The sequence below is a fragment of the Thiomicrorhabdus indica genome (assembly GCF_004293625.1).
GTDB lineage: Bacteria > Pseudomonadota > Gammaproteobacteria > Thiomicrospirales > Thiomicrospiraceae > Thiomicrorhabdus > Thiomicrorhabdus indica.
Genome location: NZ_CP033040.1, coordinates 486,604 through 504,319, shown reverse-complemented (window position 1 = coordinate 504,319; position 17,716 = coordinate 486,604). Strand labels below are relative to the sequence as shown.

At 41.6% G+C, this 17,716-nt stretch carries 11 protein-coding genes; 4 read left to right on the top strand and 7 right to left on the bottom strand.

The features are described from left to right. Nucleotides 1-106 precede the first annotated feature (106 nt). Complete coding sequence (locus D9T12_RS02055) at nt 107-679, bottom strand: hypothetical protein (protein WP_130536617.1); 573 nt, start codon at nt 677-679, stop codon at nt 107-109. A gap of 150 nt (nt 680-829) precedes the next feature. Here D9T12_RS02055 and D9T12_RS02050 point away from each other — a divergent pair, with 150 nt between their 5' ends. Next, on the top strand, nt 830-1,492 hold the full coding sequence (locus D9T12_RS02050; protein ID WP_130536616.1) for a helix-turn-helix transcriptional regulator: 663 nt from the start codon (nt 830-832) through the stop codon (nt 1,490-1,492). A gap of 173 nt (nt 1,493-1,665) precedes the next feature. Here the strand turns inward: D9T12_RS02050 and D9T12_RS02045 are convergent, their stop codons facing one another. The 3 genes from D9T12_RS02045 to D9T12_RS02035 form a co-directional block, all read right to left on the bottom strand. Beyond that, entirely contained in the window at nt 1,666-4,194 is a 2,529-nt protein-coding gene (locus D9T12_RS02045; RefSeq protein WP_130536615.1) for a methyl-accepting chemotaxis protein, read from the bottom strand. Nucleotides 4,195-4,624: 430 nt separating this feature from the next. Next, nucleotides 4,625-5,227: a single-stranded DNA-binding protein gene (gene ssb, locus D9T12_RS02040; protein ID WP_130536614.1), complete on the bottom strand. Its 603-nt coding sequence runs from the start codon at nt 5,225-5,227 to the stop codon at nt 4,625-4,627. After that, on the bottom strand, nt 5,215-6,639 hold the full coding sequence (locus D9T12_RS02035) for an MFS transporter (RefSeq protein WP_130536613.1): 1,425 nt from the start codon (nt 6,637-6,639) through the stop codon (nt 5,215-5,217). The genes ssb and D9T12_RS02035 overlap by 13 nt, the downstream gene beginning before the upstream one ends. A 213-nt stretch (nt 6,640-6,852) precedes the next feature. Between D9T12_RS02035 and D9T12_RS02030 the strand changes: the two genes are divergently transcribed. Further along, nucleotides 6,853-7,590, top strand: coding sequence for an SIMPL domain-containing protein (locus tag D9T12_RS02030; RefSeq protein ID WP_130536612.1), 738 nt, complete (start codon nt 6,853-6,855; stop codon nt 7,588-7,590). A 321-nt stretch (nt 7,591-7,911) separates the two neighbouring features. On the opposite strand, the gene D9T12_RS02025 is transcribed toward D9T12_RS02030, so the two are convergent. From D9T12_RS02025 to D9T12_RS02015, 3 genes are all read right to left on the bottom strand, one after another. Next, nucleotides 7,912-9,699: a DUF5011 domain-containing protein gene (locus D9T12_RS02025; RefSeq protein WP_130536611.1), complete on the bottom strand. Its 1,788-nt coding sequence runs from the start codon at nt 9,697-9,699 to the stop codon at nt 7,912-7,914. 86 nt (nt 9,700-9,785) lie between these two features. After that, complete coding sequence (locus tag D9T12_RS02020) at nt 9,786-10,673, bottom strand: hypothetical protein (RefSeq protein WP_130536610.1); 888 nt, start codon at nt 10,671-10,673, stop codon at nt 9,786-9,788. A 152-nt stretch (nt 10,674-10,825) separates the two neighbouring features. After that, entirely contained in the window at nt 10,826-11,767 is a 942-nt protein-coding gene (locus D9T12_RS02015) for a helix-turn-helix transcriptional regulator (RefSeq protein WP_130536609.1), read from the bottom strand. Nucleotides 11,768-12,450: 683 nt separating this feature from the next. Between D9T12_RS02015 and uvrA the strand changes: the two genes are divergently transcribed. Then, nucleotides 12,451-15,261: an excinuclease ABC subunit UvrA gene (gene uvrA / locus D9T12_RS02010; protein ID WP_130536608.1), complete on the top strand. Its 2,811-nt coding sequence runs from the start codon at nt 12,451-12,453 to the stop codon at nt 15,259-15,261. Between the two features lie 449 nt (nt 15,262-15,710). Next, the gene (locus tag D9T12_RS02005; RefSeq protein WP_130536607.1) at nt 15,711-17,714 is read left to right on the top strand and encodes a cache domain-containing protein; all 2,004 of its coding nucleotides are present in this window, start codon (nt 15,711-15,713) and stop codon (nt 17,712-17,714) included. Nucleotides 17,715-17,716: the final 2 nt, after the last annotated feature.

Below are 17,716 nucleotides of genomic sequence, written 5' to 3'. Positions count from 1 at the left end.
CCGATATCAACTTGCTACAAACAAAAACTGGCCGCTAAATCTCTACCGGCCGGTAAATCTCTACCGGCCGGTAAATCTTCTTATAAAATCAAAGCATTTTACAAACTTAGTGCACGTTTTCGTGTTCCATCCAATTGTCTTCTTCAAACAACTCTTCTTGACGTTCCTCCTCTATCACCGCTTGATAGATCGAGTAAATTTCCAGCGTAGACAGCTTCGTTTTCGTCCAGTCAATCCGTTGAATTAACCATTTCGTTAAATAGCGAATGACATGACATTGATCAGAACTCTGATACATGGTTTCTGCTTTTGGTCGAAAACCGTGTAAACGCTCAACCACAATTGTTCGTTCTTCCAAGTCAGATCGCACACGAATAAAACCGGTGTCATGCTCATCAAAACTCGTACTGTAATAAATTTTAATGATTTTATTTAAGCTGAAAATTGCTTTACTTAAGATGGTTGACTCGCGTTTTCCAGATAACCCAACAGTATGAATAAAGATATTTTGAGTTTTTAGCGCACGAACAAATGCCTCAATCTCATCAATTGGCAAGAGGCTCTCTTCTTCAATACGCTCAAGCTCACTTTCGTACCGACTATTTTCTTTCTCTAACTTTGCAAAAAAGTACTTGAGTGCGGGTGTGACCTCAATTTTTTTACTGATTTTCTTTGCCATAAATTCATACCTCTGTCACTTATAGCGGCAAATTTCAGCCAAAGTTTAGTGAATTTTGAAAGCACTGTAACACCCTTATCGAAGTCATTAAATATTATGATACTTTGTTATAATTGCTCGCATAATTCACAGTAAAACGAGAACTGATTGATGTTTCAGGTTCAACAAACCACTCTACAAAGTTTTTCACGCATCTATTTTCTATCCGACCTTACACCAGCGGCACAAAACTTTTTAAACACACTCAAATTGAGCTTTGAAACGCCGGTCATCTTCTCGACCTATGACCGAAGCCTAAAATTTAATGATGACGATCTAATTATTTTTGAAGTACCGGCTGGAGAAGTCAAAAACAGCACGAAAATTATCGATGAATTGCAGATTCGATTAAATGATGCACACGTCGCCTTGTTTATAGAACCCGAGACAGACATCAGCCAATTAATCAAACGGTTTATTGTCAAAGGCGTATTCACCAAAGAAATGTCAAATGGATTAGTGCAACAAGGGATTGAAAAAATAGACCAAGGCTCTTTTTGGTTCTCGCGTGAACAGTTTGAGATTATCACTCAAATGCGCAAAGGCGCTGATTTAACCCAATTAAGCCGCGAGTTTGAATTGACGATCCGCGAAAAGCAGATATTGCATTATCTGGTAAACGGCTATTCTATTAACCAAATGGCCGAAAAACTTTTTATTGCCGAAAATACCATTAAAACTCACCGCAATCGACTCTATAAAAAAATGGGGGTCAGTTCTGGGATTGAAGCAATCCATCTATTTCACAAACAAACTAGCAATAGTGTCTTGTGAGTTGAGAAACAATCAAAATTCTACCGGCCGGTAAATTCCATTAAAGCAAGAGCCTCTTGTTAAGTACTTTTTAAAAAGTTCACTTAAACGGCTTGGTCTGAAAAGCACAGCCAAGGTCGTTAAAGTACTTTCAAGCAAACTTCGTTCACTCAACTGCCTTAGCTTGCGTTCATTTAAAAATCTGACCACGAATCAGATGGTTTCTCAAGCTTAAGCATTTTATCCTTGTTCGTCACTAAAGCTTTTTGGGTAGTTGTTCTGTCTGGCAATGAAGAAACGGTTTTAAATAACTCCATATTCTGTTTGAGTTCTACGGCCTGTTGCGTCATATGAGATGTTGAGCTTGAGGTTTGCTCAACAAGCGCAGCATTCTCTTGTGTTGCGGAATCAATTTCATTGATTGCATTGTGTACCTGACCAATACCCTGAGCTTGCTCATGAGAGGCAGTATTTACTTGGTAAATCATATTACTCACCTCTTCAATTGAAGCCGTGATTTGCTTAATAGCATCACCTGACTGACTAGCTAATACGCTTCCTTGACTCACTCTCTGCACACTCGAATCAATTAAATTTTTGATATCTTTCGCTGCATCTGCTGACTTTTGAGCCAAACTTCTTACTTCACTCGCCACCACAGCAAAACCTCTACCATGCTCTCCTGCTCTTGCAGCTTCCACAGCAGCATTTAAAGCCAATAAATTTGTCTGGAAAGAGATGCTATCAATCAAGGTGACAATTTCAGAGATTTGCTGACTAGACTCTTGGATACTATCCATCGAATCAATTGTCGACTTCATAATTTGAGCCGCTTCATTCGCTTGGCCTTGAACTTTTTGCATGACTTTTGCAACGCTATCAGTCGTTTCGGTGTTATTCTGAACCGCTGAGTTCATTTGTTCCATCGTTGCAGAAGTTTGCTCTACAGCAGACGCTTGCTGCTGTAAACGAGTATTTAAATTATCCGCACCCAAAGAGACCTTTTCAGCCTCACTGGTCACAATATTTGCCGAACTGATTGCCAAACCAATACTTTCACCCAGTTTTTCAAGAGATAGATTCATCGCCTCTTTGAGAGCACTAAGTTCTCCATGATATTCATTATTGACAGTACGAGTTAAATCTCCTTGACTCATAGAAGAGGCAACTGAAGAAATTTCTTGAATCGCACTGTTTAGTGAATCCATTGACTGATTTATATGCTCTTTTAGCGTATTTAATTCTCCGCTCGCGTCAATTGATACTCTTAATGAGAAATCACCTTTCTGCATACTTTCCATCACAAGATTAATCTCAGAAATAATGTTATTGGTGGAATTAATCGCTTGTTCCGAATCTTTCAAGATTTCGAAGAACTGACCTTTTGTATTGTTTTCAATTGAAATATTGAAATCAGCTACTTTCATTGCATGAATGACTTTAGAAATTTGCTGTATGACAGAATCGATATTCGTTACACTTGAATTAATCCCTTCTTGAAGTTCAGCCAAGTTACCTGCATAGGTTCCATCGATTATTTTCGAAAAATCACCTTCAGAAATTGCCTTGACGGCTATGTTTGAATCTTTAATGATGATGCTTATCTGATGGAGTAATGAATTCAAAGCTTCAGAAGTCTGACCAATTTCATCTTCCGATTCAACCGAATTTCTGATATCAAAATTTCCAGTCGAAACAATCTTTTTAATAGAACTTTGCATATTGATCAAAGGATTGATGACAATCTTACTAAAAACAACCACCAGCACGGTCGTTAAGAGGAAAATACCTAGCACGATACCTATAATGGCAATCAAAGCTGAATTCATAGCTTCATTAATTGGACCATAGTACTCTTTTTCATCCATGACAAAGATATGGCGACCAAATGGTTGGTTTGTCTCATCCATGGCAGGTAAATCAATTATGATTTTTTGATGATGAAAATAGATATTTTGATTGATTCCCGTTGTTTGTTGATAATTACTTTTGACCAAGTTTATGACGTCTTCTTTAAACCACCGATCATTCGCAACAATAAATCGTTCATTAAAAGAGGTGTTTTTCTCAATGACAGGCATTTCTCCATATTTGTCGCTTATATATTCACGGTCAACAAGCAGAAGCCACTCTCCACCGGTTTGTGCTGTAAAGTTTTTTCGAACGGAGGCCAGTCCCTGAATCATGGCAATTCCACCTAAAAACTCATCGCCTTCAAGCACCGGAGACATTGCAATAATTGATACCCCTAAAGCGCCAACTGCAAGGGAACCAAAGGCTTGCTTTTCATTTATCAACTTCTGAACAAGTGGGCTGTTTGCAAGGTTTTGACCATAACTATCAAGTTCCCACGACTTGATTAAGGAACGTCCATCAGCGGTGATTAACTGCGTTTGAATATTTTTATAATTCGTTTGCCCTTTATATTGATCTCGAATCTTTGCAAACCGCTTTAATAAATCCCCTCTTTCTTCTATAGCAAGAGCTTCAGCAACCCGAGGGTCAATCGCCACCGCAGTGGCTCCCATAATGCCACCTTGGACTTTTTGAAAAATTTGCGTTTCTACAAAAGACTCCATATTTGAAATAAGCTCTTTTGAGACTTTTTCTTTTAGTGGCACCACGTTATTAAGATAAAGCGTTATTGCGATGATAACCGCAACTAACCCACCAATTGCCGATGCAATCACGATAATTTTTGTTTTAAGAGACTTATTTTTCATATCGAATACTTCCAATATTTTTTTAGAAGTTTAAGTTAAATCGCCGCCTAAATTGATTACTTAAATCTATAGATAAATAAATTGAATTTTACTAATCTAAAAACCGAATACTTTTTTAATATAAACAAACCTATCTAACTTATTTTTCAGTACACAAACCCTAACTATGCAATACTTAAATATCCTTAAAAAACAATTTTTTACAGCAACCTAAGAAACACCCTATACAAATCTGTAGGAATAACAAATATAAAGTTTTTATTTGTCATAAGCTAAAGCTGCCTAACACCATAACTGAGCCCTATCTTGCCGTTATTTCTTAAATATTTTACTGAACCCTACTTCCTGCATAGGTTTTCTACAGACACAAAAAACCCCGTAATTACGGGGTTCTTAGCATCTTTATCAAAAATAATAATTATTGTGATGGTTAAAATGGAACATTATCATCTTCAAAATCATTGATAGCCGGCGCTGGGCTTGGCTGCATAGGTTGTGTTTGCCCCATACCTTGATTTTGTGGAGGAAAACCACCCTGCGGAGGCATTTGTTGACCACCTTGGTTGCCCTGATTACCCATTGATTGCTGAGGAGCCTGATTCATCCCACCACCCATCGGTTGGTTGTTCATTCCTTGCTGCTGACCAAACCCTTGGTTATTGTCATAAGGCGCATCACCGCCGCGGTTACCACCACCTAGCATCTGCATAGTACCGTCAAAACCAGAAATCACCACTTCGGTCGTGTAGCGGTCTTGACCATTCTGATCTTGCCACTTTCGTGTTTGCAATTTACCTTCTAGATATACTTGAGACCCTTTACGAAGATATTGTCCAGCGATTTCAGCCAATTTACCAAACATGGAAACACGGTGCCATTCAGTCTTTTGCTGTTTCTGCCCGGTATTTTTGTCATTCCACTCTTCCGAAGTTGCAACGCTTAAATTGGCGATGGCATTTCCATTAGCCGCATATTTCACATCAGGATCTGCACCTAATGTACCTACTAAAATTACTTTGTTTATGCCTCGCATAACTGACCTTCTCTCCGTACTAAAGACTCATTACTCTTTTCAATATAATCGATTAGAGTGACCTCATCCAATTTTTTGCGGTCGATTTTGAAATAAGCTCGATTCTCCTCAACCAAAATCACCGCCTCATAAATTCCATCAAACTCTAACAAGCGTTTTTCCAACGCTTCAATCTCATCACACTCCACATGACCAAGCGGAACAGACGCAATACTCAATGGCATAGGCTTTTCCATTGAACTAGCAGCCAACAGCCAAACCATTCCCAAAATCGCGGTTAATGCAAACACCCCATTATAACCATAATGCTGGTACAGATAACCCCCTAGCGCACCACCGATCGCTGCACCAATAAACTGACTGGTTGAATAAACACCACTGGCCGTACCTTTCTTATCGGCCGGTGACAATTTCACCACCAAAGAAGGCAAACTCGCCTCAAGCAAATTAAACGCAGTGAAGAAAATCAGCAATAAAACAAACAAGCTCCAGAAATTTAAGTCAACACCAATAAATGCCAATTGCATCAACATAATTGCCGCAATCGCGCCCAAAAACACTGGTTTCATACGACCTTTGCTTTCTGCTTGAATAATAAACGGTACCATTAACACGAACGACAACAACATGACTGGTAAATAGATATACCAATGTTCAACTGAAGGTAACTCTGCTGAATCACGCAAAATTAACGGCATAACAACAAACATGGCCGTCAAAATTGCGTGTAGAACAAACACTCCCAAATCCAATCGAAGTAATTGCGGATGTTTTAATACATCAGAAAACTGCGTCACATCGGTTTGTGCTTCACGCTGGAAAGACTGATTTTCGATTTTAGGCAGTGCAAACCACACGAGCACCATACCAAGAATCGAGAGGCCTGCAATCACCCAAAAAATACCACGCACACCAATCCACGCATCCAACAATGGCCCAGCAACCAATGACAAGGTAAATGACAAACCAATGGTCATACCAACAATCGACATAGCTCGAAGGCGATATTGTTCGCGAACCAAATCCGCTACAGAGGCCATTAATACCGCCGCAACAGCGCCCATTCCCTGAAGCGCCCGACCAATAATCATCATTTCGATTGAATCAGCCACCGCACAAATCAGAGATCCAATCATGAAAATTATCATGCCGACCATAATCAAAGGTTTGCGGCCAAACTTATCGGACAACATACCAAATGGCACTTGTAACAAAGCCTGAGTTAAGCCGTAAACCCCAATAGCAATCCCGATTTGCGTACCAGTAATATTTTCAAACTCTTTCTCTGCAAAGAGTGCAAAGACCGGAAAAACCATAAAAAGGCCAAGCATTCGAGTCGAGAAAATGCCCGCAATAGAAAAAGCAGCTCGACGCTCGACTGGAGTCATTGAATCGGGTTGAGGAATGGACATATAAGTTGCCTATGGTGTTTTACGCTCGGTTTATCCGAACATTCGAAAATTAAGGCCGCTATTATAACGAATAGAATTCAAAGGAGAAAAAGCCATCGAATAGAAAGTCACGCTCTATTAAAAATTCACCCCATAAAATTCACGTTAACTCACTTTTAAATGCGTCTATTAACGTATACTGAAAATTAATATTTTGATTAATGAGGAACGGGTATGCAATTTCAATTCATCAAACCCCATTTACAAAAGCTCAAAGTGACAAACCACTTATTTGTCGCACTACTTATTGGCACTTTGAGTACACCAGTTATCGCTAACGAAAGTTTGCCGGCCGGTCATCAAGTGAATTTTTCGTATGAAGAAGTCATGCAACTGGAAAACGATTTGATGGAGTTACAATTCGCTGCCATTGCAGAAGGTGAAAGTTCCGCTGATGTCAGCCTTAAAATCAACAAAATGATGCAAAAAGCCAAAACCATTTTGCAGAATGCCGATGTCGAATCTTTGCAGACGGGTAATTATCAGGTATCACCGGTCTATGGCAAAAACCGGGTAATCTCTCATTGGCGGGGTCAACAAACACTCACACTGTCCGCTAAAACGGATGCAAACTTGGACAAAGTATTAACTCAGTTACAACAACCTTTAGCCTTTCAATCAATGAGCTTCACATTAAGTAATGAGAAACGCCAAAAGGCAGAAGCCACTCTGTTAAAAACAGTGATCGAGGGTTATCAGGCAAAAGCTTCAGTAATTGCAAAAGGGTTTGGACATCAAAACTATCGCTTAATCAAGACAGACATCCAACCACATGCAAGCGCACCAGTTGTTCGTTACAAAACACCAATGGTCATGGAAGCACGTGTCGCCTCAAGCTCGGCACCTTACCAAGAACAAGGTAACAGTGACGTACGTGTTCGCATAACAGGAAGCCTACTTTTAAGTCCATAAATTTGGACGGGCAGAGATGTAATGGGTAAAGCTAGATTTTGATTTATGGCTTTAGCATTAAGCTCAGAGCTTGGCAAAAAGCCAAGAAAAAATAGCCAAGCTCACTTGATTTAGTCCAACAATCACTCTCGGCGCTTAAACAATTTATTGCTTGCCTTCAGCCTTCGCAAAGTTGGGCTAAAATTTATTTTCATACAGAAAATTGATCTACTTTTTGGCATAAACTTAAAGCGCTTCTCTCAACGCAATAAACTTACCGGCCGGTAGAAACTTTTACGCTTAACGCTTCAAAAAGAAAACGCAACCAATAAACTTTTACCATTAACTCCAGTGCATTTCATCCCAATTGCTGCCCCAATTTTCTGGCTTAGTGGCCTCAATAACATTCACGATTCTTGATACTTGTTCCGCAAGGTTACCTGCCGCATCGCGAACGTCGTATGTTACTTCATAGCGTCCAACCGTATTAATATCCACTGGATTGACTACTGTCATCTGACCTGTAATATCGCCATCCTTGTTGTCAGAAGCGGTCGCACCAGCATCGGTATAAGCTTGACCTAATTCTAAGGTCACTGAAGGCTCTCCTAACAAGGTAATAACTGGTGCAGTGGTATCCGCAGGCTCAACAACATGAACCGTTCGAGTGACTTGAGCTGCGCTATTTCCTGCCATATCACTTACATTGTAAGTCACGGTGTAAACACCAATCGTTCCGGTATTCACAGGGTTTACCGTAACAATTTGAGCCGTGATGTTACCATCTTTATTGTCAGAAGCGGTCGCACCAGCATCGGTATAAGCTTGACCTAATTCTAAGGTCACTGAAGGCTCTCCTAACAAGGTAATAACTGGTGCAGTGGTATCCGCAGGCTCAACAACATGAACCGTTCGAGTGACTTGAGCTGCGCTATTTCCTGCCATATCACTTACATTGTAAGTCACGGTGTAAACACCAATCGTTCCGGTATTCACAGGGTTTACCGTAACAATTTGAGCCGTGATATTACCATCTTTATTGTCAGAAGCAGTCGCACCAGCATCGGTATAAGCTTGACCTAATTCTAAGGTCACTGAAGGCTCTCCTAACAAGGTAATAACTGGTGCAGTGGTATCCGCAGGCTCAACAACATGAACCGTTCGAGTGACTTGAGCTGCGCTATTTCCTGCCATATCACTTACATTGTAAGTCACGGTGTAAACACCAATCGTTCCGGTATTCACAGGGTTTACCGTAACAATTTGAGCCGTGATGTTACCATCTTTATTGTCAGAAGCGGTCGCACCAGCATCGGTATAAGCTTTACCCAGTTCTACTGTGACGAAGGCCTTCCCTAACAATGTAATAGTAGGCGCCGTCCTATCAACTGGCTCCGAAGGTAACACTGAGTATTCATTTTTGTTTTCTTGGGCATATTGATCAGCGTTAAAATCATCACCCAAAGCTTCAACATCACCTTTAATTTGCTTCAGGTTATCAAATATTTTGATTGCAACAGCCAGCAAGGTTTCCGGCTCAGTTTTTTCACCTACATTGTCAGCCAGTATCTCTGCAATAACTTGTGCAATTTTATGAGCTTGATTGTAAACGCCCGTAGCATCAATGGCTTTAGCCTCAATATAGTCCACTGAGGCATCAACCCCTAAAATATCATCAACCCGTTTTTTGACTTGTTCATAGCTCAAGCTGGGATTAGCTTCCATTTGCTGCTGCACTAAAGTAGTCAGAGGGCTAACAAATGTAGAGCCTGCTGGAGCGGTTAAAGAATATGACTTCGAAACTGTTCGGCCATCATCTAGGTCAATTGTTTGTCCTTGAATCACTTCAACCAAAACAACAGCACTAGCCTCTTCTGGTATCACTGTTAGAGAAAAGCTCCCTGAACTATCGGTCTGCGTTGTCGGCTCATCTACTCCACATACTCTATCGGAATTCAAATCTAAGCAGACCCTTGCGTAAGCAAGGTAACCATCTGCGACTTGCCCATTGAGCGTGATGGTGTCTTTTTCCGAAGCCGTCTCTTCACTTGCTGAACCTCCTCCACAGGCGGTAAACAGAGGAAGCACTCCCGCAAGAACGAGATATTGAAATTTTCTTTTTAAGCGCATAAGTTCAACCGTATTTACATTGCGTTACTTTTCAACACTTAAAGTAACTAAATAATATTTTCATCAACACACGCCATCGCGTGAACTTAATACACTTCCTCGGCTTCTAATGACCAAAAAGAGTCTACACTTGTACCATCAATAAAATCCTCGTGCCCAAAAGAATCACATCCATCGTAAGCAAAAACCTCAATGGTATTCATTCCTGCATCAATGCCTTTGCAATACAAAACATCACTAAAGCTCTGCCCTTCATCCGAGGGTTTAAAGAAGCGAATCGGTCGAGGGCTTGCACAAGATTGTCGATTGACTTGAATTTCGTAATAACAAGGAGTGATGCTAGATGTATCTACTCGGTCAGTATAAGTAATCCGAATCGTGCTAGATCGATATGCTTTATAGAAGTCTAGTTTTCTGTTGGAAACGTAATCAAAAGCACCCCATTCATCATTATTACCGGTCACTCGCTGAATCTGGCGAATCAGATAGCCGCCGCCATTAACAGAAAGTTTGTCTCTATCATTCAGTTTGACCGACAACCTCGTATCGGTTGCATAAGCTGGCACATCGGAAACCGAAGCACTAAAGTAGCCGTTCAAGGTTAACTGTGTATCACTCTCGATGCTTTTCACCTGAAAGACCCTATCTTCTATGCGAATCGCATCACCCACAGCCAACTCTGTTAAAAAGAGTGTGTTCGTGCCATAAACGGCATTGGATTCAAATGGATTATTAAAAATGGATACAGTGCCCGTTAAAGGTGCTTGGAAACCACTCACCCATCCACTGTCTTCAGTTGCTTCAAGACTTTTAATACGCTGATCTAAATGAGTAAAATTCTCATTAACTTCTTCCGCTTTCGCAGGAGTCCCAGAACTAAAGACATAGGGCAACGGCTCTTCACTAGCCAAAACAGAATTACCTATGAACGCTACCGAGGCAAGTACAGAAAAATAAATCGTAGATTTGATCATATTAAACGCTCCAGATACGTATATTTGCCAAGTTAACAAAACAAATACTTTAATGAATTTTGATTCGAATTATAAACATGGAAAAATTATCCGCCTCCACTCAGCGCTACACTGAGCAAAAATTGGATTCTGAGAGTGTGTGCAGAAAATTATTAGCGGACGTCACTTGGCACAAAGCCAAAGCGTCTCTTAAAGGCACGATAAAACCAAGAAGGATTGTTAAACCCGACATTGTAGGCAATATCTGTAATGTTTATTGAGGCATAATCAGGGTTAGTGAGGCTATCAAACGCTTTTTGCAATCGGATTTCCAGTAAGTAGTCGGTAAAACTCGTTTCTTCTTGTTCAAACATTGAGCGAATGTAACTAGCAGAAACTCCATGCCGTTTGGCTAACCAATCAAGAGACAAGTCCCCACAATAGAAGTGAATCAAAATATCTGCTTTAACAGCTTTCATTCTGGCCTGCTTCAAACCATGTTGACGAGCATGTACTCCATAATCCGAATGAACACCTACCGCCAAAGAAGCCAAGTCTATCAATTGGTTCACCTGTTCTAGCGGATTAATGGGAGTTGTTGGATTTTCAACCATCAGCTCTAGCGCTGATTGTGTTAGCAGAGGAAGAATCTCTACATCTAAACGTGCATACCCATCCATAGCGACACGGGAAATCAAAGGCTCGAATAATGCACGAGAAAAGGTTATGTTTAACATATGAGTTTGCGCACCCTGGAAAGTAATACTTCCAGGACGATCGTTATAACTAAAACACCCCATCCCCGGTGAACAAATGAATTCCCCCTTTTTTTCAATGGATGCGTTCCACGCAGAATGCCCTAAGGGATTTAATAACAAAGAGAAATCGTCATTGCCGTCTTGGATATGTTTTTCTCTGCGATTGACAACGATGGGAGACGTTTTCGCCCATCCAATGGAAACACCGGGCAGCAATCGAAGTCGCGTTTCAATCATGGGAACGCATTTATCAAGTGTACGCAATTCAATGTTGGCAATGGCGGCGTAGATATCTTGTGCTGCTTCAATGCGTTCTTTGAGCGGAAAGTCTAGAGTTGAAAACTTGATAAAAGCCATATTAATATTTCTTCAACAACCATGTATTCGTTCGTTCATTGATCAAATCTCTTTAGGGTCTGTTGACAATTCAGACTTGACTCTGTTGCTGCTTAAAAATGCAGCAATCGCGACGCTCAGAGCGCAGTTTGGTTATTCCAAATAAGCGATGAGCAACAAAGAGTGCGACATTTTTAAGCGCAACCCGTAGGGCTCAAGCCATTTTTGCCCCAGCAGTGTTAGAAATTCGCTCAAATAGAATAACTATTCCGCGCTCTTTCAGCCTTGCTGGAACGAAAAATGGTTTGAGCAGAGCCTAATTATGAATTGTCAACAGACCCTAGTGCAAAACGTTTAATTTCCATCGACTCATTCACCGGCCAGCAAAGATTGGCTGTGATAATAGCACCTGACCAAACAACATTCGTTTTAAAGTAAGAAACGCTTTTACTCTTGCGTTCTCCTTGTTCGCCAATGACTTCTAACAACACCTAAGATGGCGTTGATTACTCTATAGGAGAGTACTTAGTCGACTACTTACTTAAGCAAATATTATCATCAACCGGCCGGTAAATTGTAACGACAGAATTGTTTATCGAACCATTAAGGCATTGGTAAAACGGAATGCCCAGAGAAAAGCCGACTCTGATTCTCAAACTGAATTGGTATAATGGCCGTTTGCTCAAAAAGTGGGAAGCCTGATAATGTTGACAGAAATCGTGGTGCGCGGTGCGCGAACGCACAACCTAAAAGACATTGATGTCACTCTACCCCGTGATAAGTTAATTGTGATTACCGGACTATCGGGTTCGGGTAAATCTTCACTGGCGTTTGATACGATTTATGCAGAGGGTCAAAGACGTTATGTCGAATCGCTCTCTGCCTATGCCCGTCAGTTTTTATCGGTGATGGAAAAACCCGATGTCGACCACATTGAAGGTTTATCACCAGCCATTTCAATTGAGCAAAAATCCACCTCTCACAATCCACGCTCCACAGTTGGAACCGTCACCGAAATCTATGACTATCTCCGTCTGTTGTTTGCACGTGTTGGCACCCCCCGCTGTCCGACCCATGACTGTGATTTGGAAGCACAGACCGTTAGCCAGATGGTCGACCATACTTTAGAACTGCCAGAAGGCACCAAATGCATGTTGCTCTCACCCGTCGTCCGTGGAAAAAAAGGGCTTCACGAAACCTTGCTAGGTGAATTACAGGCGCAAGGTTATATCCGCGCGATTATTAATGGAGAAATTGTCGAACTCGATCAAATCGAAGAATTGGACAAAAACAAAAAACACACCATTGAAGTCGTGATTGACCGTTTCAAAGTGCGCGACGATATGAAACAACGCTTGGCAGAATCCTTTGAAACCGCGCTTCGGCTGGCCGATGGCGTTTGTAAAGTTGTACCAATGAGTGACGAGGATGATTTTGAGTTACTGTTTTCCGAAAAATTCGCCTGTCCGCATTGTGGCTACGCAATCACGGAACTCGAACCTCGAATTTTCTCCTTCAATAACCCTCATGGCGCTTGTCCAACCTGTGATGGTTTAGGCGTAAAAGAGCGTTTTGAGCCCGATTTGATTATTACTCACCCTGATCTATCACTCGCCGGCGGCGTGATTCGAGGCTGGGATCGCCGACATAAATACTATTACGATCTATTAAAAGCCGTCGCCGACTACTACGAGTTTGATGTCGAAACACCATGGAATCAGTTAACACCTGAGCAACAAAAAGTGGTGCTTTATGGTTCTGGCCGCAAAAAGATTCCATTACCGCATGGCAAATATTCCGATACCCGACGTTTTGAAGGGGTTCTTCCCAATATGGAACGCCGTTTTGCGGAAACCGAGAGCCGATCGGTACGTGAAGAGCTTGAAAAATACATGGTCACTCAAACCTGCACCTCTTGTGGTGGCGCACGCTTAAATGAAGTGGCACGTCATGTTTTTGTAAAAAATTACACCTTGCCGAGCCTGACGGAATTGCCGGTGGGCGAATTGCATGAAATTTTCCAAACACTCTCGCTCGAAGGTGCGAAGGGAAAAATCGCCGATAAAATCGTTAAAGAGATTTCAGACCGCTTAACCTTTCTAGTCAATGTCGGTTTGAATTACCTCACGCTCAACCGAAGCGCCGACACTCTATCGGGAGGTGAAGCGCAACGAATTCGTCTGGCATCACAAATTGGTGCCGGTTTAGTAGGTGTCATGTATGTTTTGGACGAACCCTCAATCGGTCTTCATCAACGTGACAATGATCGCCTGCTGGCAACTTTGAATCATCTTCGTGATTTGGGGAATACTGTGATTGTGGTGGAACACGATGAAGACGCGATTCGCGCGGCAGATTATGTTCTCGATATTGGCCCGGGAGCAGGCATTCATGGCGGGCGCATTATGGCGCAAGGCACACCACAAGAAATTATGGGCAACGCACAATCTCTAACAGGACAATTCTTAGTCGGTACACGCAAAATCGAAATTCCTGCGAAACGTTTACCGGCCGGTGACAATTGGTTAAAAATAGAGGGGGCTTCTGGCAATAACCTCAAAGACGTCACCTTAGAGATACCGGCCGGTTTATTAACCTGCGTGACCGGTGTTTCCGGCTCAGGGAAATCCACGCTCATCAACGGTACACTGTCGAAATTGGCGGCCAACAAACTCAACAAAGCCCAACATCAAGTCGCGCCTTACAATGCATTATTTGGCATGGAGCATTTTGATAAATCGGTCAACATTGACCAAAGCGCCATTGGCCGAACTCCCCGCTCCAACCCAGCGACCTACACCGGCTTATTCACGCCCATTCGAGAGTTATTAGCCGCAACACCGGAAGCCAGAACGCGAGGCTATAATCCCGGCCGGTTTAGTTTCAATGTTAAAGGCGGACGCTGCGAAGCTTGTCAGGGAGATGGTGTTTTAAAAGTAGAGATGCACTTCTTACCAGACGTTTATGTACCGTGTGATGTCTGCCAAGGGCAACGCTACAATCGTGAAACTCTTCAAGTGCACTATAAAGGCAAAAACATCCACGAAATTCTAGACATGAACGTGGAAGATGCATTGGCGTTCTTTGATGCTATTCCAGTCATTGCTCGAAAACTTAAAACGCTGATGGATGTTGGGTTAGGCTACATCAAGCTCGGTCAAAGCGCCACCACTCTTTCCGGTGGTGAAGCGCAACGGGTAAAACTCGCCAAAGAACTGGCCAAACGCGATACCGGCAATACCTTGTATATTTTGGATGAACCCACCACTGGGCTGCATTTCCATGACATTGAATTGCTGTTAAAAGTGATCAATCAATTACGTGACCACGGCAATACGATTGTCATTATTGAACACAACCTAGATGTCGTAAAAACCGCTGACTGGGTGGTAGATTTAGGGCCTGAAGGTGGTTCAGGTGGTGGAAGCATTGTCGCAACAGGAACACCAGAACAAATTGCTGAACACCCAGAATCTCATACCGGCCGGTATTTAAAACCACTACTGGAAAAATAAACACGAAACACATAACAACTGAAAATTTCCAGTCAATGAGATAACGCGGTTCGCTGAGTGGATTTCTTTATTAAAAGAGAAGATTGCCACGCCCCAAAGGCCTCGCAATGACCGTCATTGCGAACGCAGTGAAGCAATCTTTATTCTTAAGTGAACATTATTCCATTTAATGGCACGTCCTGTTCTCTCATTCAATGGAACAGAATGAGTTTATCCTTTTGGCAAAAAGGATAACTACTATGGTGAGGCTTTATCATAAAGAGGTACGACTAAAGAAGTACAACCAAAGTTGCACCAAAAGCAAACAATTACCACTTTTGTATTACCTCCCTTCCAACAGAATTCTACCCATCAAACTTTCTATGCTATTGTTTTATAAAAATAATCATTAAGTTGGCACACAGCCTTCTGTACTAACACCAATTTATGGAACAAAACTACCCTACATTATGAAAGAATTCTCCAATCAACAAATCAAACAATTTAATGAATATTTACCTGGCGTCAAAAGCTATTTAGACGCACTTGAACACCAAGATCTTTGGTGGACCACTGTCGCAATGGTCGGAAAAATCAATAATGAAAACATTGACCCTCAGCTGTTAGTTTCAGTGGTTGAGACTCAAAAAGAATTCCAAAATCTTCGTGACATCATGATGCAGTCATTAGTGAATCGCTACCTGAATCAAGCAAGTAGTGAAATGACACTCAATGCACAGGCTTCAATTGACATGATTATCCGCAATCTGTTTGAGCGAACTGCGGATGTCGGTTTTCTTGCAACCGATGATGATTTGGTTGAATTCTTAACCAAAGAACAAGTGACCGAGCAAGAACAGACATTTATTGAACATCGCATTCAAGAATACGTTGCGAAGTACAGTGTTTATGACGATATCGTTCTGCTCAACCCTCAAGGCGAAGTTCGCGCCAAGCTGAATGAAAATAATCCAGTAACAATATCAAGCGACCCTCTTATTCAACAAGCACTGCGCACTCAAGAAGCCTACATCGAAATCTATCGACACTCAGACATCTTTCCGAATAAAACGCAAAGCCTGATTTACGCTAAGCGTATTGAAAACCAAGGTCAAGCCGTCGGCGTGTTATGCATGAGTTTTGAGTTTTCGGAAGAAATGGAAGGGATTTTTAACACCTTGATTAAGGAGACTCCTGGCTACGAGCTTATGCTGCTAGATGAATCGGGAAAAGTGATTGCGGCCAACTCCGAAACACAAAGCTCTTTAGGGAAACAAGTCACTGAACCACGTCAGGACACAGCCCCCAAAATGAGCGCACAAGGATTAGAGTTTTGCACCTTAACTCATGGCTACCAAGGTTTCAAAGGTTTGAAATGGTATGGTTATGCAAAAGCAGGCTACCAAACGGCATTTCAAAAAGGCAAGGAAGAAGCTTCAATAGAAGTTGAAATTAATCACGACTCATCCATTTACCTGCATGACCTTGAAGAGATGAATCTTAAGGTTAGCACCCTGCTGTTGATTGTTATTTTGAATGGAAAAATCACTTCTTTAAAACGCGACGTTAAAGCCTTTCTTCCGGTATTGGACAGTTTTCAGGATATTAGCCAAAATATTCAAGAAATCTTTGATGATTTTATTCATCACATTCATCAAGTCCTAGTCAAAACGATTATTACCAAAGTTGAGTTCAGTGCGAGTTTAGCCGTCGAAGTCATGGATCGTAATCTTTATGAACGTGCAAATGATTGTCGTTGGTGGGCCTTAAATAGCACTTTCCGTGAGTTATTAACAAAGCATGCAGAGTCAACCACTCTTCAGGTTCAAGAAACAGACGAACTGCACAAAATCTTAAAGTACATCAATGACCTCTACACGGTTTATACGAATATCATGCTTTATGATGCGCGCGGTAAAATTCTTGCCGTCTCGAACCCTGACGAAAGTTATTTAGTCGGCACACAACTGCCACAGCAAAGTGTCATCACTGACTGTCTAAAATTAGATTCGACACAGAAATATACGGTTTCAAAATTTGAACAGACCGATTTATATTCAGACCGTCACACCTATGTCTATCACGCGCCTGTCAAACACTGGGAACAACCAAACAAAAACGTCGGTGGGATTGCATTGGTGTTCGACAGCGAACCAGAATTCCAAGCAATGTTGCAAGAGACAGAACCGAAGTACCTCAATAAAGAAATCAATGAAGCCACCCACTGCTTATTTACCACACCGGCCGGTGAAATTATCTCTTCTTCAAGCGACAGATTCTCTGTCGGACAACAATTAGTATTGCCAAGCTCTTTAAAAGAGTTACCAAATGGAAAATCTGGAGCTATTGAGTGGCAATATGAAGGCAAAAAATGCATTGTGGGATATAAACTTTCAGAAGGCTATCGAGAATACAAAGTGAATGATGGTTACCAAAATGACATCTTAGCGATGGTCATCACCTTTATTGAATAAAC

Coding starts and splice junctions, on each gene's coding strand:
- D9T12_RS02020 (WP_130536610.1), bottom strand. CDS start 10,673: ATGATCAAATCTACGATTTATTTTTCTGTACTTGCCTCGGTAGCGTTC.
- D9T12_RS02015 (WP_130536609.1), bottom strand. CDS start 11,767: ATGGCTTTTATCAAGTTTTCAACTCTAGACTTTCCGCTCAAAGAACGC.
- uvrA (WP_130536608.1), top strand. CDS start 12,451: ATGTTGACAGAAATCGTGGTGCGCGGTGCGCGAACGCACAACCTAAAA.
- D9T12_RS02045 (WP_130536615.1), bottom strand. CDS start 4,194: ATGAAAAATAAGTCTCTTAAAACAAAAATTATCGTGATTGCATCGGCA.
- D9T12_RS02055 (WP_130536617.1), bottom strand. CDS start 679: ATGGCAAAGAAAATCAGTAAAAAAATTGAGGTCACACCCGCACTCAAG.
- D9T12_RS02030 (WP_130536612.1), top strand. CDS start 6,853: ATGCAATTTCAATTCATCAAACCCCATTTACAAAAGCTCAAAGTGACA.
- D9T12_RS02025 (WP_130536611.1), bottom strand. CDS start 9,699: ATGCGCTTAAAAAGAAAATTTCAATATCTCGTTCTTGCGGGAGTGCTT.
- ssb (WP_130536614.1), bottom strand. CDS start 5,227: ATGCGAGGCATAAACAAAGTAATTTTAGTAGGTACATTAGGTGCAGAT.
- D9T12_RS02005 (WP_130536607.1), top strand. CDS start 15,711: ATGAAAGAATTCTCCAATCAACAAATCAAACAATTTAATGAATATTTA.
- D9T12_RS02035 (WP_130536613.1), bottom strand. CDS start 6,639: ATGTCCATTCCTCAACCCGATTCAATGACTCCAGTCGAGCGTCGAGCT.
- D9T12_RS02050 (WP_130536616.1), top strand. CDS start 830: ATGTTTCAGGTTCAACAAACCACTCTACAAAGTTTTTCACGCATCTAT.